The sequence below is a fragment of the Bradyrhizobium erythrophlei genome (genome assembly GCF_900129425.1).
GTDB classification, from domain to species: Bacteria; Pseudomonadota; Alphaproteobacteria; order Rhizobiales; family Xanthobacteraceae; genus Bradyrhizobium; species Bradyrhizobium erythrophlei_C.
Window position 1 is genome coordinate 8,951,431 of sequence record NZ_LT670817.1, and the last position, 15,335, is coordinate 8,966,765.

The window sequence follows — 15,335 nt, forward strand, 5'->3', positions numbered from 1 at the left end:
TCGCGACCATGCTCTTGATTTGTTGCCCCTATTGCGGTCCCCGGCCCGAGCTCGAATTTTCCTATGGAGGCGAGGCACACATCGCCCGCCCGCTCGATCCCATGAGTCTCGATGACGAGGCGTGGACCGCCTATCTTTATCTGCGCAGCAACCCGAAGGGCATGCATGCCGAGCGCTGGCGGCATTTCCACGGTTGCGGCCGTTTCTTCAACGTGCGGCGCGATACGACCAGCGACATGATCGTGGCGACGTACCGGACCGGAGAGCCGCCACCCGTTGCCGCGACGACAGAGGCTGCGCGATGACCGCCTCGTACCGCCTCGCGCGCGGCGGGCGCATCGATCGCGGCCGGCCGGTTCGATTCACGTTCGACGGGAAAAGCTACGGCGGCTTCGCAGGAGATACGCTCGCCTCTGCGTTGATCGCCAATGGCGTGCATCTCGTCGGGCGCTCGTTTAAATACCATCGGCCACGCGGCATCATGACGGCGGGTTCGGACGAACCGAATGCGCTGGTTGGCGTCGGTGCCGTTGACTCGCGTTACACGCCCAACTTGCGGGCGACGCAGGTTGAGCTTCACGATGGGCTCGTCGCGGAAAGCCAGAACCGCTGGCCCTCGCTGTCGTTCGACATCGGCGCGGCCAACGAGTCCGTCGCGTCGTTTCTGCCGGCCGGCTTCTACTACAAGACGTTCATGTGGCCGGCGGCGGCATGGAGCAAGCTGTACGAGCCGCTGATCCGACGTGCCGCAGGACTCGGCCGCGCACCGGCCGAACCCGACGCCGATCGCTACACCCACGTGTATGCGCATTGCGACGTGCTTGTGGTCGGCGCGGGACCGGCAGGTCTCGCCGCCGCGCTTGCGGCGGCCCGCTCGGGCGTCAAGGTGATCGTCTGCGACGAGCAGGCCGAGATGGGCGGCTCGCTGTTGACCGAAACCACCGCAACCATCGATGGCAAGTCGGCCATCGACTGGGTTACCGCGGCGCTCGGTGAATTGGCCGCGAACCTCAATGTGACGCTGATGCCGCGCACGACCGCGTTTGGCTGGTATCCGCACAATTTCCTCGGGCTGTGCCAACGCGTGACGGATCATCTCGCGTCAGCCGATCCGAGATTGCCGCGTGAACGGCTCTGGCAGGTGCGGGCCAGGGAAGTAGTGCTGGCCACCGGTGCGATCGAACGGCCCATCGTGTTTCCGGATAACGATCGGCCCGGCGTGATGATGGCGGAAGCCGCCCGCACATATGCGAACCGCTATGGCGCGCGGCCAGGCGATAAGGCGGTCGTCTTCACCGCTTGCGACAGCGCCTATCGGGCCGCGCTCGATCTCAAGGCTGCGGGTGTCGCCATCGCCGCCATTGCTGATATGCGAGCCGCGCCCTCCGGTCCATGGATCGAACGCGTCCGCGCTGCCGGCATCGTGGTACGGCCTGCGACCTGCGTCACTGGCACACGCGGCCGGCTGGGCGTCGCGTCGGTGAATCTTGCCAGCGCTACCCCTGCTGGCGGCGGTGAGACCATCGCCTGCGATCTGGTCCTGATGTCCGGAGGCTTTACGCCGAGCGTTCACCTGTTCTCACAATCCCGCGGCAAGCTCGTCTACGACGACGCCCTGCAGGCCTACATTCCGGGCGCTTCGGTTGAGCGCGAACGATCTGTCGGCGGATGCCGCGGTGTCTACGATCTACAACAAGTTCTGAGCGACGGCTTTGCGGGCGGCGTGGAGGCGGCGACGGCAATTGGTGGCGGCGACACGGTAACGCAGCGCTTCGCCGTCCAGGCGGACAGCGTTGGAAGCGATGGCTTCATCGGCGCTGCCCCGCATGGCCGCAATCCGCTGAAGACGCGTGCCTGGGTCGATTTCCAGAACGACGTCACCGCGAAGGACATCAGGCTTGCAACCCGTGAAGGCTTTCGCTCCATCGAGCACGTGAAGCGCTACACCACCACTGGAATGGCCACCGACCAGGGCAAGACATCGAACATGAATGCGCTCGGCGTCGTCTCCGACGCACTGAAGCTGCCGGTGACCCGGATCGGCCTCACCACATTCCGCCCGCCGTATACGCCAACGACGTTCGGTGTCTTCGCCGGGCAATCGCGAGGCGATCTGTTCGATCCCGTCCGCAAGACGTCGATCCACGACTGGGCCGCCGAGAACGGTGCGGTGTTCGAGGATGTCAGTCTCTGGAAGCGTGCGCACTACTTCCCCCGCGCGGGCGAAGACATGCACGCCGCGGTAAGGCGCGAATGCATGGCAACCCGCGGGTCCGTCGGCATTTTCGATGCCACCACGCTCGGCAAGATTGAAGTGGTGGGCAAGGATGCCGCCGAGTTCATGAATCGCATGTATACCAATGCATGGACCAAGCTCGAGCCCGGCAGGTTGCGTTACGGCGTGATGCTGCGCGAAGACGGCTTCGTCATGGATGACGGTGTCGTAGGCCGCATGGCGCCCGATCGATTCCACGTCACCACGACGACCGGCGGTGCCGCGCGCGTGCTCGCCATGATGGAGGATTACCTCCAGACCGAGTGGCCCGATCTCGACGTCTGGCTGACTTCGACCACGGAGCAATGGGCCGTCATTGCAGTTCAGGGGCCAAATTCGCGCAACGTCCTCGAGCCGCTGGTGCAGGACATCGACCTGTCGCGGGAAGCCATGCCGCATATGAGCGTGCGCGAGGGCCGGATTTGCGGCATCCCGACACGCCTGTTCCGCGTCTCTTTCACTGGCGAACTTGGCTTCGAGGTGAATGTCCCGGCGGGATACGGCCGCGCGGTGTGGGAAGCCATCATGGCTGAAGGTCAGGCCTTTGGCATCACGCCCTATGGCACCGAGACCATGCACGTGCTTCGCGCGGAGAAGGGCTACATCATCGTCGGTCAGGAAACCGACGGCACCGTGACACCTGACGATGCGGGGCTTGGCTGGGCGGTGGGCAAGGCAAAGAAGGATTTCGTCGGCAAACGTTCGCTGATCCGTCCGGCCATGATGCAAAGCGACCGCAAGCAACTGGTTGGCCTGCTTACCGTCGATCCGAAGACGACGCTGGAGGAGGGAGCGCAAATCGTCGCCGATCCCACAGAGCCTGTTCCGATGAGCATGATCGGTCATGTGACGTCGTCCTACTGGAGCGCCGCACTCGATCGCTCGATTGCCCTTGCGCTGGTTCGGAACGGACGTACTCGGATCGGTACGCGTCTGTCGGTGCCTATGCCGGCTGGCCCGGTGGCAGTCGACGTTGTCCAACCCGTGTTCTACGATCCCAAAGGGGAGCGTCTCAATGCTTGATCTCGCCTTTCGACGCCTGAATTCGCTGGGGGCAGTGAGCCACAGCGCCGTCAGCATCCCGTCGGCGACGCTCGCTGTGCTTCCCGATGCCGTGAAACTCTCTTTCCGTGGCCGACCGTCGTCTTTCCAGGTAGCCGGCAACGCCTTCGGGATTTCGCTGCCGCAAACGGCATGTCGGTTCGCCGTGAGGGGCAGTCGCGCCGTCTATTGGCTCGGCCCTGACGAGTGGCTGCTTCAGGCGACAGGCGAACAGCCGTCAGCGCTGTTCGCAAGCATGGAAACCGCGCTCGCGGGCCATTTCTGCTCGCTCGTTGATATCAGCCATCGGTCGGACGCTTTCGCGGTGTCGGGCCGTATGAGCGATTATGTCCTCAATCACGGTTGTCCGCTCGACCTGTCGCTTCGCGCCTTTCCGGTCGGCATGTGCACCCGCACGATTCTCGGCAAGGCGACAATCCTGCTGTCGCGGCCGGAAATCGACACCTTTCACATCGATGTCTGGCGTTCGTTCGCGCCATATGTCTGGCAATTACTGGATGAGGCGCGTAGTGAACTTTCTGATGGCCGCCGCCGGCACTGAGGAACAGCGCGATGATCGGCACGTTCGAGTTGTTCAAGGTTGGGATCGGTCCGTCATCCTCGCATACCGTTGGGCCGATGAAGGCCGCCGCGGCTTTCGCAGATGCTGTCGGCGCCTCCGGCCTCTTGCCGCGCGTCGCCCGTGTGCGCGTTGATCTATTGGGATCGCTGGCCTGGACCGGCAGGGGACATGGGACGGATAAAGCCGTGATCCTGGGCCTTGCAGGCGAACTGCCGGATACGATTGATCCGGACAAGGCCGATGCGGTCGCGGCCGCGGTGCGGAATGATCGCGTGCTGCGCCTAGCAAATCGCCATCCTGTCTCCTTCGATGCCGACACCGACATCGTATTCGATGGTCTGACCGCGCCGACGCATCATCCCAATACGCTGGTGTTGACGGTCTTCGATTCCGACAATGCCGCGATCCACAGCGAACGCTGGTGTTCCATCGGCGGCGGTTTTGTGGCGCCCGAGCGCGACCTCGGCCAGCCGCCCGTCGTAAGCGATGTTCCGGTTCCTTATCCATTCCGGTCCGGTCAGGACCTTCTGGTCATGGGGGCCGCGGCGCAGTTGTCGATCAGTGACATGGTCATGGCCAATGAGGTCAGCGGGCAGCCGCGAAAGGATGTCGAGCAACATCTCGATCGGATCATCATGGCGATGATGGGTTGCATCGAGCGGGGCATGATAGTGGAGGGCGAACTCCCGGGCGGCCTTCACGTGCGTCGCCGTGCGCCGGCGCTTTACCGGAAACTGACCGCCGCCTCCGGCTCCAACAACCGTACGCAACATGAGGTGATGGACTGGGTCAGTCTTTATGCCATCGCCGTCAATGAAGAGAACGCCGCCGGCGGCCGCGTCGTCACCGCGCCGACCAACGGCGCAGCCGGCATCGTTCCGGCGACACTGCGCTATTTCCGCGACCATTGCCGCGATTCCGATGCTGAAGGCATGCGACGATTCCTCCTTACGGCCTCGGCGATCGGGGCTCTGTTCAAGATGAACGCATCGATTTCAGGTGCGGAAGTCGGTTGTCAGGGCGAAGTCGGGGTCGCCTGTTCGATGGCCGCGGCCGGGTTGGCCGCCGTCCTCGGCGGCACCAACGCACAAGTCGAGAACGCAGCCGAAATCGGCATGGAACACCATCTCGGCATGACCTGCGATCCGATCGGCGGCCTCGTGCAGGTGCCCTGCATCGAGCGCAACGCGTTCGGCGCCATCAAGGCGATCAGCGCGGCATCCCTCGCCTTGCAGGGCGACGGCACCCACATCGTGTCGCTCGACAAGGTTATCGCTACCATGCGCGAGACCGGGCGCGACATGCAGTCGAAATATAAGGAGACCTCGCTTGGAGGTCTCGCCGTCAACCTCGCGGAATGCTGAAGGATCAAAATGACTCAACCGACTCTGGACCGGTTTTTTTCCACCGACATCACCGAGGTCGATCCGGCGGTCGCCGCCGCGATCACCAGCGAACTGACCCGTCAGCGCGACGAGATCGAACTGATCGCATCGGAGAACATCGTCTCGCATGCCGTGTTGCAGGCGCAGGGATCGGTTCTCACGAACAAGTATGCCGAAGGATATCCCGGACGACGCTATTATGGCGGGTGCCAGTTCGTTGATGTTGCCGAGGAGATTGCGATCGATCGCGCTAGAAAATTGTTCGGATGCGCCTTTGCGAACGTACAGCCCAATTCGGGCAGTCAGGCCAATCAGGGCGTGTTCATGGCGTTGATGAAGCCGGGAGACACCTTCATGGGTCTCGATCTCGCGGCGGGCGGACATCTGACGCACGGGGCCAAGCCCAACATGTCGGGCAAATGGTTCAATGTCGTGAGCTACGGCGTGCGTCCGGATGACCAGCGCATCGACATGGAGGCGGTCGAGCGCCTGGCGCGCGAGCACAAGCCGAAGGTCATCGTGGCCGGCGGCTCGGCCTATTCGCGCTTCTGGGATTTTGCCGAATTTCGTCGGGTCGCGGACGCGGTTGGCGCGTATCTTTTCGTCGACATGGCGCATTTCGCCGGGCTGGTCGCCGGTGGCGTGCATCCCTCGCCCTTTCCGCACGCGCACGTCGTGACGTCGACCACGCACAAGACACTGCGCGGGCCGCGGGGCGGCCTCATCCTGACCAACGATGAGGATCTCGCCAAGAAGATCAATTCCGCGATCTTTCCTGGTCTGCAGGGCGGCCCGCTGATGCACGTCATCGCGGCGAAAGCGGTCGCGTTCGGCGAAGCGCTGACGCCGGCCTTCCGGCAGTACGCACAGGATGTCGTCGACAATGCCAAGGTTTTGGCCGCAACGCTGACCGGCAAGGGCCATTTCATCGTGTCCGGCGGCACCGACAACCATCTGATGTTGGTGGACCTGCGAGGGAAGAATCTGAGCGGCAAGGTGGCAGAGGCCGCGCTCGGGCGTGCCCACATCACCTGCAACAAGAACGGCATTCCGTTCGATCCGGAAAAGCCGACGATCACGTCCGGCATCCGGCTCGGCAGCGCCGCGGTCACGTCGCGCGGATTCGGAAAGAAGGAATTCGAGGCGATAGGGCAACTTATCGCCGAGGTACTTGATGCGGTCTCCGCGTCCAATAGCGATGCCGCGCCTGTTGTCGAGGAGAAAGTCAGGGCCAAAGTTGCGGCATTGACGAGAGACTTTCCGATTTATCGCGGCATGTAGCGCTGGCGCAAACAGATCACGAGTGGAAGACGAGGTAGTGGCATGTCGAACAATCTAGCGCTTGGAAATTTCCGGCTGAGCTATGGCCCGGACGCAGGAGAAACCTCGTTCACGACGCGGCCAGAAATTGTCGGCGCGTTCGGTGTGGTCGCCTCGACGCATTGGCTCGGAACCGCTGCCGGCATGCGGATCCTCGAAAAGGGCGGCAATGCCTTCGACGCCGCGGTGGCCATTGGCTTCGCGTTGCAGGTAGTCGAGCCGCACCTCAACGGCTTTGGCGGCGAAGTGCCGGTCATATTCCACGACGCACGTTCCGGGCGGGCGCGCGTGCTGTGTGGGCAGGGCGTGGCTCCAGCCAACGCCTCCATCGATCGCTTCGCGGAGCTCGATCTCGATATCATCCCCGGCAGCGGTTTTCTTCCCGCATGCGTACCCGGCTCGTTCGGAGCGTGGATGACGCTGCTTCGCGACTACGGCACCATGAATCTGGAAGACGTGCTGGAAACCGCGATCTCCTACGCCCGCGACGGCTATGTGATGCTGCCGCGTATTGCTGCCGCGATCGAGATGGTCGCCCCTCTGTTCCGCGATGAGTGGCCGACGTCGGCCGAGATTTATTTGCGTAACGGTGTACCGGCGGCAGGGTCGTTGTTCACCAATCCCGATCTCGCCTCGACCTATGAGCGCGTCGTTCGCGCCGCGCAGGACACGCCCGGCAACCGCGAGCAGAAAATCGAGGGCGCCCGAAAGGCGTTCTATCAAGGGTTTGTGGCGGAAGCGATCGACAAATTTGTGCGCACGCCGGTGATGGATACATCCGGGCGGCGTCACGCGGGACTGCTGACGGGACAGGATCTGGCGACATGGCAGCCCACATATGAGGATCCGCTATCCCTGAGCTATGGTCCTTTCGAGGTGCTGAAGCCGGGGCCGTGGACGCAGGGACCGGTATTTCTCCAGCAACTCGCGCTTTTGAAAGGGTTTGATCTGTCCGAACTGGATCCCGTCGGTGGAGAATTCGTTCACCTCGTGACCGAATGTTCGAAACTCGCATTTGCGGACCGTGAAAAGTACTACGGCGATCCGAACCTTGTCGATGTTCCAATGGCCAGGTTACTGAGCAACGAATACTCCGATCAACGCCGCGCTCTGATCGGCGAGACCGCTTCCTCCGAGTTTCGGCCAGGCGTTATTTCCGGCTACGACCACGACGTTCCCTATGTGGTCGAACCAGCCGGCGAGCAAAAGGCTGCATTGGGTGCGGGCGAGCCTACCATGGGATCGCGCCGGCCGGCGTTGATGGGGGCGGGCGAGCCAACGATCGGCCCCCGCGGATCGGTGCGCGGCGACACCGTGCACCTGGATGTCATCGACCGGCATGGAAATATCGTATCGGCCACGCCGAGCGGCGGCTGGCTGCAAAGCTCACCCGCCATTCCGGGATTGGGATTCGCGCTGGGCACTCGTGCGCAAATGTTCTGGCTAAAGGCGGGGCTGCCGTCTTCGCTCGCGCCTGGCAAACGGCCACGCACGACGCTGTCGGTGTCGCTCGTCTATCGGGACGGCAAGGCTTACGGAAGCTTCGGGACGCCCGGCGGCGATCAGCAGGATCAATGGAGTTCGGTATTTTTTCTACGCCATGCCCATCATCGCATGAATCTGCAAAGTTCGATCGACGCACCGATGTTTCACAACGACCATATGCCGAGCTCGTTCTTTCCCCGTCATGCAAAGCCGGGATCGCTGACGCTGGAATCCCGTTTCACCGATGCCGTTCAAAAGGACCTGATTCGCCGCGGGCACCAGGTCGAAATTGTCGATGCATGGTCTCTCGGAAGAATTTCAGCCGTCTCGAAGGACGGTCGCATCCTCAGAGCCGCGGCGAACCCGCGTTACATGCAAGGATACGCTTTTGGCCGTTAACCCTTGGTCGGTCGGATGCGGGGCGTCAGAAAGCGCCTGTCGGATCGGCAATCATTGGGCGCCGGGTTAGGGGCGCTGAACGTAAGTCGTAACCAGAGGTCTCGATCGTGCATAAAGATGCAGTTAAGACAATCGTTGTGACGGCGTTTCTACTCCTCGCCGTTTTGGTGTCCGCGGCCCGCGCCGAATACCCGGATCATGGGATTAAGATATTCGTTGCGTGGCCGCCGGGCGGCTCGACGGATATCGTTGCCCGCTTCGTTGCCGAGCAGCTTTCGACAGCTCTCAAACAACCGGTCGTCGTCGAAAATCGGCCAGGCGCGAACGGAAATATCGGAGCCGAGATGTTCGCGAGATTACCCGCGGATGGGTACTCTTTAATGATCGCGACCGCAGAGACCCACGCGATCAATCCCCATGTCTATACGAAGTTGGGGTATGACGTGACGCGCGATTTCGAACCGATTGCGCTGCTTGCACAGGTAGACTTCGTGCTGATCGCGAGAACTGGCCTGGCAGCGAACAACGTCCAGGAATTTATACACCTTGCCAAAGCTTCTCCCGGAGGAATTAAAGTCGGAAGCTATGGACTTGGCAGTACCTCGCATCTTGCGTTGGCGGCATTGGAAGAAAAAACGGGAGCATCGTTCCTCCATATTCCCTATCGAGGGCTCACGCCTGCAGTCAACGCCATCATGACGGGCGAGATCGACGCGGCTTTCGTGAGCCCGAACAGCGTCCTGGGTATCGAGAAGAGCGGACAGGCGAAGATTCTCGGAGCAGCGTCTCTGCAGCGCCCGGCGGTTGCGCCCAATGTGCCCACGTTCGCGGAACAGGGAATTGCGGATTTCGTCAACGGCAATTGGTACGGAATCGTCGCGCCTCATGGGCTTCCGACTGAGATCAAGGAAAGACTGGAGAACGAAATGCGAAATATCGCAGGCTCGGAGCTTTTTGCTCAGCGCTTGGGCCCAGCTGCAATTGAGGTTCGATATCTCGACGCCGCTCAATTTTCGGAATTTTTGCGTTCGGAGAATGAGCGCTGGGGCAAGATAGTCGAAGCGCGGAAGATAAAGGTGGAGCAGTAAACGTGGGCGAACAGACGATTTCACCGGAGGATTGCGTGGGCATGGATCAAATCCGTGCCGAAGTGAACAAGATTGATCGCGAGATTATCGGCCTCCTCGGCAAACGACTCAATTACGTGCGTTCGGCGGTAGCGTTCAAACCAGATGAGGACAGCATAAGAAGCCCGGACCACTGGGATTCGTTTTTTGCCGCTCGCAAAAGGTGGGCGGCAGAGGAGGGCTATGATCCTGCGGTGATCGAAGCCGTGTATCGCACCCTGTACGATTTCACCATCGAAATACAGCTCTCACTGCACGCCCAGAAACAGTCTGTGCCTCGCGCATAACGTCGTGCAGACGCTGTTGCTCACCAATTTGACTTGACCGGTAAGCGATCTCAAAAAGCGACTTAACATTTTGGATGACGATGTGAGGCGATCTTGACCACCATCACGCGCGGCGACCCACCTGGTTTTACCAACGTGCGTAAGACCATCTATCATCACTTCATTCGCGTCGATCAGCCCCAGTCCCTGATCTTTTTGTCAGGGCAACTTTCGAGGGATGAGAACGGACAGCTGGTAGGGCCGGGAGACATGGCCGAGCAAGTCAGGCAGGCGATCCGAAATATGGCGACGGTTATGGAGAGTGCGGGCGGCACGCTCGCCAACATCGTTTCCCTCGTCGTCTACACAACGGATATTCGGCAGTTCAAGGAGATTGTGTCTGCCAGAATGGAGTTCTTTAAGGACAACCTTCCCACAAGCACGATCGTGGAGGTGAATCATCTCGCTGATCCCGGGTTGCTGATTGAATTCCAGGCAACGGCGGTGTTGTGAGTGTCGCAGCCAGGTGAGCGACGAGACTTCGAGGCCGTGCTTGCGACAGAGTCAGCAGTCTTCGCCCCGGCCTCCTGCTCCCGCAAAACGTGTTAAATCAACGCAGGGAGTTGAATCGTTCAATCCGAATGACGCCCTCGCTATCCGCGCTCAGCTTGCCGTCGCAACCAGCGCCCGGGCCTTTTCCAACAGCTCGAATAGTTGATCGAATTCCTCCGGTGACAAGCCGTCGCGCAATGGCTGCTCGGTTGCCATCGCGAGCTGGTGCATTTCCTTCATGAGCTTTTCGCCCTGCGCCGTCAGGAACAGGGAATTGCGGCGCCGGTCGCTAGAGGACCGGCCACGTATCGCCAGCCCGCGTGTCTCGAGGTCGTCGACGATGGTTACGATCGCCGACTTGTCGAGATTGCCGATCCGCGACAGTTCCACCTGCGAATAGCCGGGATTGGCCGATATCAACACCATCATCGTCAGCGAACCGGGCCGCAGGCCATAAGGCGCGAACGCTTCCACCACCCGCTGGCTGAGCAGGTGATGCAGCCGCCGCACCCGAAATCCCAGACGCTGCCCGTGCAGGCCCAGCTGCAATTCCTGGCCTTTGACGTCGTCGCGGGCGGCTGTTTCGGGCATTTCCACTGTGCTCAACGTCTTGTTCCATTCCTCAATGCGGGGTTGCCGCAGCGCCCGTGCTTATGCCCGCCAAGCCCCCATAGCTCAAGGGCACCAAGATCATCTTATTACAGATTATCTCATTGACAACGAATTTTCCTGAGCCATTATTGCCCCCAAGCGCGGGCCTCAAGGCCACGCAAATCGAAATAAAAGCGCGCCGGCAACGGCGCAACCTTGGGAAGGATGCCGACCGCCATGAATATCGCCGTTCCCGCTCCGCACATCGTTGAAAACAAGATCATCTGCTTCAACCCGGTCGGTTATCCGCCCAAGGTGGCGAAGAAGTCGTTGGCACCGCGGCTGGAAAGCCTCGACGGCAAGACGGTCTATCTGATCGACAGCCGCTTCGACGATTCGATCGAATTGCTGAAGGAAGTGGCGAACTGGTTTGCCAGCCATATGCCCGCCGTGACCGTCAGGCTGGTCTCCCTGGCCGGCTATTACGGCCGCGACGATCAGGAACTGTGGAGCGAGATCAAGGCCAACGGCCATGCCGCGATCATCGGGGTCGGCCATTGCAGCACCTGCGCGCCGGCGGTCTCGACCCACGCGATCACAATGGAAACCAAGTTCGGGATTCCGACGGTCGCGATCCACACCAGCATGTTCGACAAGGTGGTGCGCTCGGTGACGCGCATGGGCGGCCTGCCGGATTCGCCCTGCGTGTTCGTGCCGCAGCCGGTGATGGGCAAGAGCGCGCCTGAACTGCGCGCCGATGTCGAAGGCAACGATCCCGTGACCGGCGCTCCGGTGATGCGTGAAATCATTGAAGCGCTGACCGGCAATGTTGCCAGTAAGCATCCCGCGGAAAGCGAACGATCGACGCCGCGGTTCGTCGAGGCCGCCACTGAAGCCGAATTGCACGATCTGTTCTTGCGTAACAACTGGACCGACCAACTCCCGATCGTGCTGCCGACGCAAGAGCGGGTCGCGGCGATGCTGGCGGCCACCAGCCAGCAGGCGGACAAGGTGGTCGGCCGCATGCAGCCGACGCCGAACCGCGGATCGTGGGAATACACCGTCGAAAAAGTTGCGGTGAACGCGGTGATGGCCGGCGCCCGGCCGGAGTATTTTCCGGTGATCCTGGCGCTGGCGGCGTCGGAAGTGACGGCGCGCGGCAGCACCTCGAGTTCGGGATCGGCGATGGTGGTCGTCAACGGTCCGATCCGCCAGCAGATCGGCATGAACTGCGGCATCGGCGCCATGGGCCCTTATAATCATGCCAATGCGACGATCGGGCGGGCCTATGGCCTGCTGTCGCAAAACCTGCAGGGCGGCTCGGTTGCCGGCGATACCTTCATGGGATCGCTCGGCAATGCCTACACCTACAACAGCATCACCTTCGCCGAAAACGAGGAGCGCAGTCCCTGGGAGCCGTTGCATGTGCAGCGCGGCTACAAGGCGGAAGACAGCGTCGTCAGCGTATTCTTCGGCTGCCGCTCCACCACCTTCGGTCTCGGCTTGCGCAAGGATTACTGGCGCGAGCACGTTCGCGATATGCTGGTCGCGGTCGATACCGTGACCGCGCCGGTGCTGCTGCTCGATCCGATCACGGCGCGGCAGTTCATCGACCGTGGCGGCTTCGACACCAAGCAGAAACTGATCCGTTTCATTCACGAGACGGCGCAGATGCCCGCCGGCCGCTATTGGGACATGCAGCTGGTTCAGAATTACATCTACCCCAACGCCACGCTCGGCGTGGAGCCGCTGGCGACACGGCTCAAGGCCAAGCCGGATGAACTGATCCCGATGTTCCTGGAAGAGGCCATCAACGTCGTCGTGGTCGGCGGCGAGACGAACGGCTACTGGCAGATCATGGGCGCCAAGCACCGCGCCACGGTATCGATCGACGACTGGCGCTGATGAACGACGGTCAGGCGCAACCCGTCATGCAGCACGCGGATGTCGTCGTCATCGGAGCCGGCGTTGCCGGTCTGACCGCGGCCATGATCGCCGCAGGCCATGGCGTGAGTACGCTGGTCATCGAGCAGTTGGCGCCGGGCGGGCAGGTTGCCACCATCGAGACGATCCGGAATTTTCCCGGCTTTCCCGACGGCATCGCGGGCTATGAATTAGGGCCCTTGCTGCAGCAGCAGGCCGAAGCGGCCGGGGCCGTGGTGCAGCTCGACAGCGTATCAACCATAGCGGTCGATGGCAGCGACTACCGGGTGATCTGCGCCGACGAAGAGATTGCGACGAGGGCTGTGATCATTGCCGCTGGCTCGTCGCTCCGCCAACTGGGGGTCCCCGGCGAAGCCGAATTCACCGGCCGCGGAGTGTCGCACTGCGCGGCCTGCGACGGTCCGCTGCTCAAAGGCCAACCGGTGATTGTAATTGGCGGCGGCGATTCGGCCTTCGACGAGGCGCTGGTGCTGGCTGGCCATGCTTCCGAGGTCACGCTCATTCATCGCGGATCTTCTCCGTCCGCGCGGCCATGCGCGATCGCGCAACTCGCAGCACTGCCGCATGTTCGCATTATTGCGAATGCGGAAGTCGTCGCGATCGAAGGCGATAAAGCCCTGACCGGCGTCGCGATCCGCCGCGGCGCTGCGATCGAACATGAGCCCTGCCGCGCCGTATTCGCCTATATCGGGCTCGAGCCGCGCACCGGCTTTCTGCAGGACCTCATCGCGCTCGACGCCGGCGGTCATATCGTGACCGACCTGATGATGCGCGCCTCGCGGCCGGGGCTGTTAGCCGCGGGCGATATTCGCGCCGGCTCGGTCAATATACTGGCCTCCGTCGCCGGCGACGCCGCCACCGCCGCCATATCGGCCGTGCGATATCTGCGGATGGTTCGCGAAAACAAAAATGCAGAGTGGGAAGGACACGACTTTGGCGTTGCAGAGCGAAGCCGTACCGCATCGGGCCGCTAGCGGAGCCTGGACGTGGCCGGCGTCATCGCGCGCCTGGTACAGCGTCGTTGTGCTTTCGCTGGTCTCGATGATGTCGAACATCGATCGTGGGATCGTCAACCTGCTGATCGGGCCGATCAAGCGGGATCTGCACTTGTCCGATACCGCGATCAGTCTTCTGATCGGTCTCACCTTTTCGCTGGCCTATGTGCTGTTCAGCTTCCCCCTGTCGCGCCTCGCCGACACCAGGAGCCGCAAGGTCATCCTGACGACGGGTTTGACGCTGTGGAGCCTCGCCACCATGCTCTGCGGGCTGGCTCAGTCACTCTGGCAATTGTTCGCGGCGCGCGCGCTGGTCGGCGCTGCCGAGTCGGTCAAGGGACCGTGCTCGATGTCCATGATCGCGGACCTGGTGCCGCATGAAAAACTGCCGCGGGCGTTCGCGATCTATCAACTCGGCATCACCGGCGGCATGGCCGGCGCGCTGGTGATCGGGGGAATTCTGCTGTCGATGTTTGCCGGCATGCCGCCACTGTCGTTGCCGGGCGGCCTCGTGGTGCGCGACTGGCATATGGTGCTGCTGGTGACCGGCCTTCCCGGATTATTGCTTGCGCTGGTGATGCTGGTGAGCGTGCGCGAACCGAAGCGGCGCGATCGAAAATCTGCCGCCGCGGTGCCGTTGCGTGAGGTGCTGAGCTTTCTCGGCCTGAACTGGAAGTTTTATGCGCCGCTGTTTCTGAGTATCGCGGTGGCGTCGGTGGAGAGCTACGGGCTGCAGGCGTGGCGGCCGATGTTCTTCGAGCGCACCTATGGATGGGGTCCGGAGCGCGCCGGCCCCTTGCTAGGCGGCGCCATCCTGATTGCAACGCCGCTTGGCCTGTTTCTCGGCACGCTGCTGGCGGAATATCTCACCAAACGCCGGCCCCAGGATGCGCTGCTGGTCGCTTGCCTGATGAGTTATGGCCTCTCCATGCCGCTCCTCGTCGCCATGCCTCTGATGCCCAATCCGTGGCTCTCACTGGCCTCGGGCTTTCTCGGCTTTACGGCGTGGAGCATGACGGCGCCGGGGCAGAACGCCGCCATCCAGATCGTGACGCCCAACGAGATGCGCGGACAGATCAGCGCACTTTATCTGTTCTCGATCAGCGTGGTCGGCGGCGGTTTCGGGCCGACCGCTATTGCGCTGATCACGGATAAAGTATTTCACGACGAGGCGATGCTGCGCTACGCGCTGTCGGGCTTTACCCTGATGGTCGGACCGGTGATCCTGCTCCTGATCTTCAGCGCGGTGAAACCTTATGCGCTGGCCTACCAGCGCATGCAGGCGGGCGGCTCATCGTGACCGTGCGCTCCCCAATACCGCCGGCAACAGGCGGACAACAACCGATCACGGCGAAATCGCCGAACCGGAGGA

Annotated in this window: 13 protein-coding genes; 12 read left to right on the top strand and 1 reads right to left on the bottom strand. The window is 62.0% G+C overall.

The features are described from left to right. The first annotated feature begins 8 nt into the window (after positions 1-8). The 9 genes from B5527_RS42605 (at position 9) to B5527_RS42645 (ending at position 10,394) form a co-directional block, all read left to right on the top strand. Positions 9-305 carry a sarcosine oxidase subunit delta gene (locus B5527_RS42605; RefSeq protein ID WP_079606837.1) on the top strand — a complete coding sequence of 99 codons (297 nt, stop codon included), beginning with the start codon at positions 9-11 and terminating at the stop codon, positions 303-305. After that, positions 302-3,298, top strand: a complete 2,997-nt coding sequence (locus tag B5527_RS42610) for a sarcosine oxidase subunit alpha (protein WP_079606838.1) — start codon at positions 302-304, stop codon at positions 3,296-3,298. Before B5527_RS42605 ends, B5527_RS42610 begins: the two co-directional genes overlap by 4 nt. Further along, a complete protein-coding gene (locus tag B5527_RS42615) occupies positions 3,291-3,878 on the top strand; it encodes a sarcosine oxidase subunit gamma (protein ID WP_079606839.1) in 588 nt (195 codons plus the stop codon). Before B5527_RS42610 ends, B5527_RS42615 begins: the two co-directional genes overlap by 8 nt. A gap of 11 nt (positions 3,879-3,889) precedes the next feature. Then, positions 3,890-5,263 carry an L-serine ammonia-lyase gene (locus B5527_RS42620; RefSeq protein WP_079606840.1) on the top strand — a complete coding sequence of 458 codons (1,374 nt, stop codon included), beginning with the start codon at positions 3,890-3,892 and terminating at the stop codon, positions 5,261-5,263. A gap of 9 nt (positions 5,264-5,272) precedes the next feature. Continuing rightward, positions 5,273-6,565: a serine hydroxymethyltransferase gene (glyA, locus tag B5527_RS42625; RefSeq protein WP_079606841.1), complete on the top strand. Its 1,293-nt coding sequence runs from the start codon at positions 5,273-5,275 to the stop codon at positions 6,563-6,565. Between the two features lie 42 nt (positions 6,566-6,607). Next, positions 6,608-8,488 (top strand): gamma-glutamyltransferase family protein, encoded by a 1,881-nt coding sequence (locus B5527_RS42630; RefSeq protein WP_154072807.1) that lies wholly within the window; start codon positions 6,608-6,610, stop codon positions 8,486-8,488. Positions 8,489-8,595: 107 nt separating this feature from the next. Then, a complete protein-coding gene (locus tag B5527_RS42635) occupies positions 8,596-9,576 on the top strand; it encodes a Bug family tripartite tricarboxylate transporter substrate binding protein (protein ID WP_172842815.1) in 981 nt (326 codons plus the stop codon). A 2-nt stretch (positions 9,577-9,578) separates the two neighbouring features. Next, entirely contained in the window at positions 9,579-9,902 is a 324-nt protein-coding gene (locus B5527_RS42640; protein ID WP_154072808.1) for a chorismate mutase, read from the top strand. 93 nt (positions 9,903-9,995) lie between these two features. After that, positions 9,996-10,394: a RidA family protein gene (locus B5527_RS42645; protein WP_172842648.1), complete on the top strand. Its 399-nt coding sequence runs from the start codon at positions 9,996-9,998 to the stop codon at positions 10,392-10,394. A 150-nt stretch (positions 10,395-10,544) separates the two neighbouring features. Here B5527_RS42645 and B5527_RS42650 read toward each other — a convergent pair whose 3' ends face one another. Continuing rightward, positions 10,545-11,024, bottom strand: a complete 480-nt coding sequence (locus B5527_RS42650) for a MarR family winged helix-turn-helix transcriptional regulator (RefSeq protein WP_079606844.1) — start codon at positions 11,022-11,024, stop codon at positions 10,545-10,547. 237 nt (positions 11,025-11,261) lie between these two features. On the opposite strand from B5527_RS42650, the gene B5527_RS42655 reads away from it, so the two are divergent. From B5527_RS42655 to B5527_RS42665, 3 genes are read left to right on the top strand one after another with little or no spacing between them, the layout of a single operon-like run. Then, entirely contained in the window at positions 11,262-12,929 is a 1,668-nt protein-coding gene (locus tag B5527_RS42655; protein WP_079606845.1) for a UGSC family (seleno)protein, read from the top strand. Beyond that, positions 12,929-13,942, top strand: a complete 1,014-nt coding sequence (locus B5527_RS42660; protein WP_079606846.1) for an NAD(P)/FAD-dependent oxidoreductase — start codon at positions 12,929-12,931, stop codon at positions 13,940-13,942. Before B5527_RS42655 ends, B5527_RS42660 begins: the two co-directional genes overlap by 1 nt. After that, positions 13,878-15,263, top strand: a complete 1,386-nt coding sequence (locus B5527_RS42665) for a spinster family MFS transporter (RefSeq protein WP_079606847.1) — start codon at positions 13,878-13,880, stop codon at positions 15,261-15,263. Before B5527_RS42660 ends, B5527_RS42665 begins: the two co-directional genes overlap by 65 nt. The last annotated feature ends 72 nt before the right edge of the window (positions 15,264-15,335 follow it).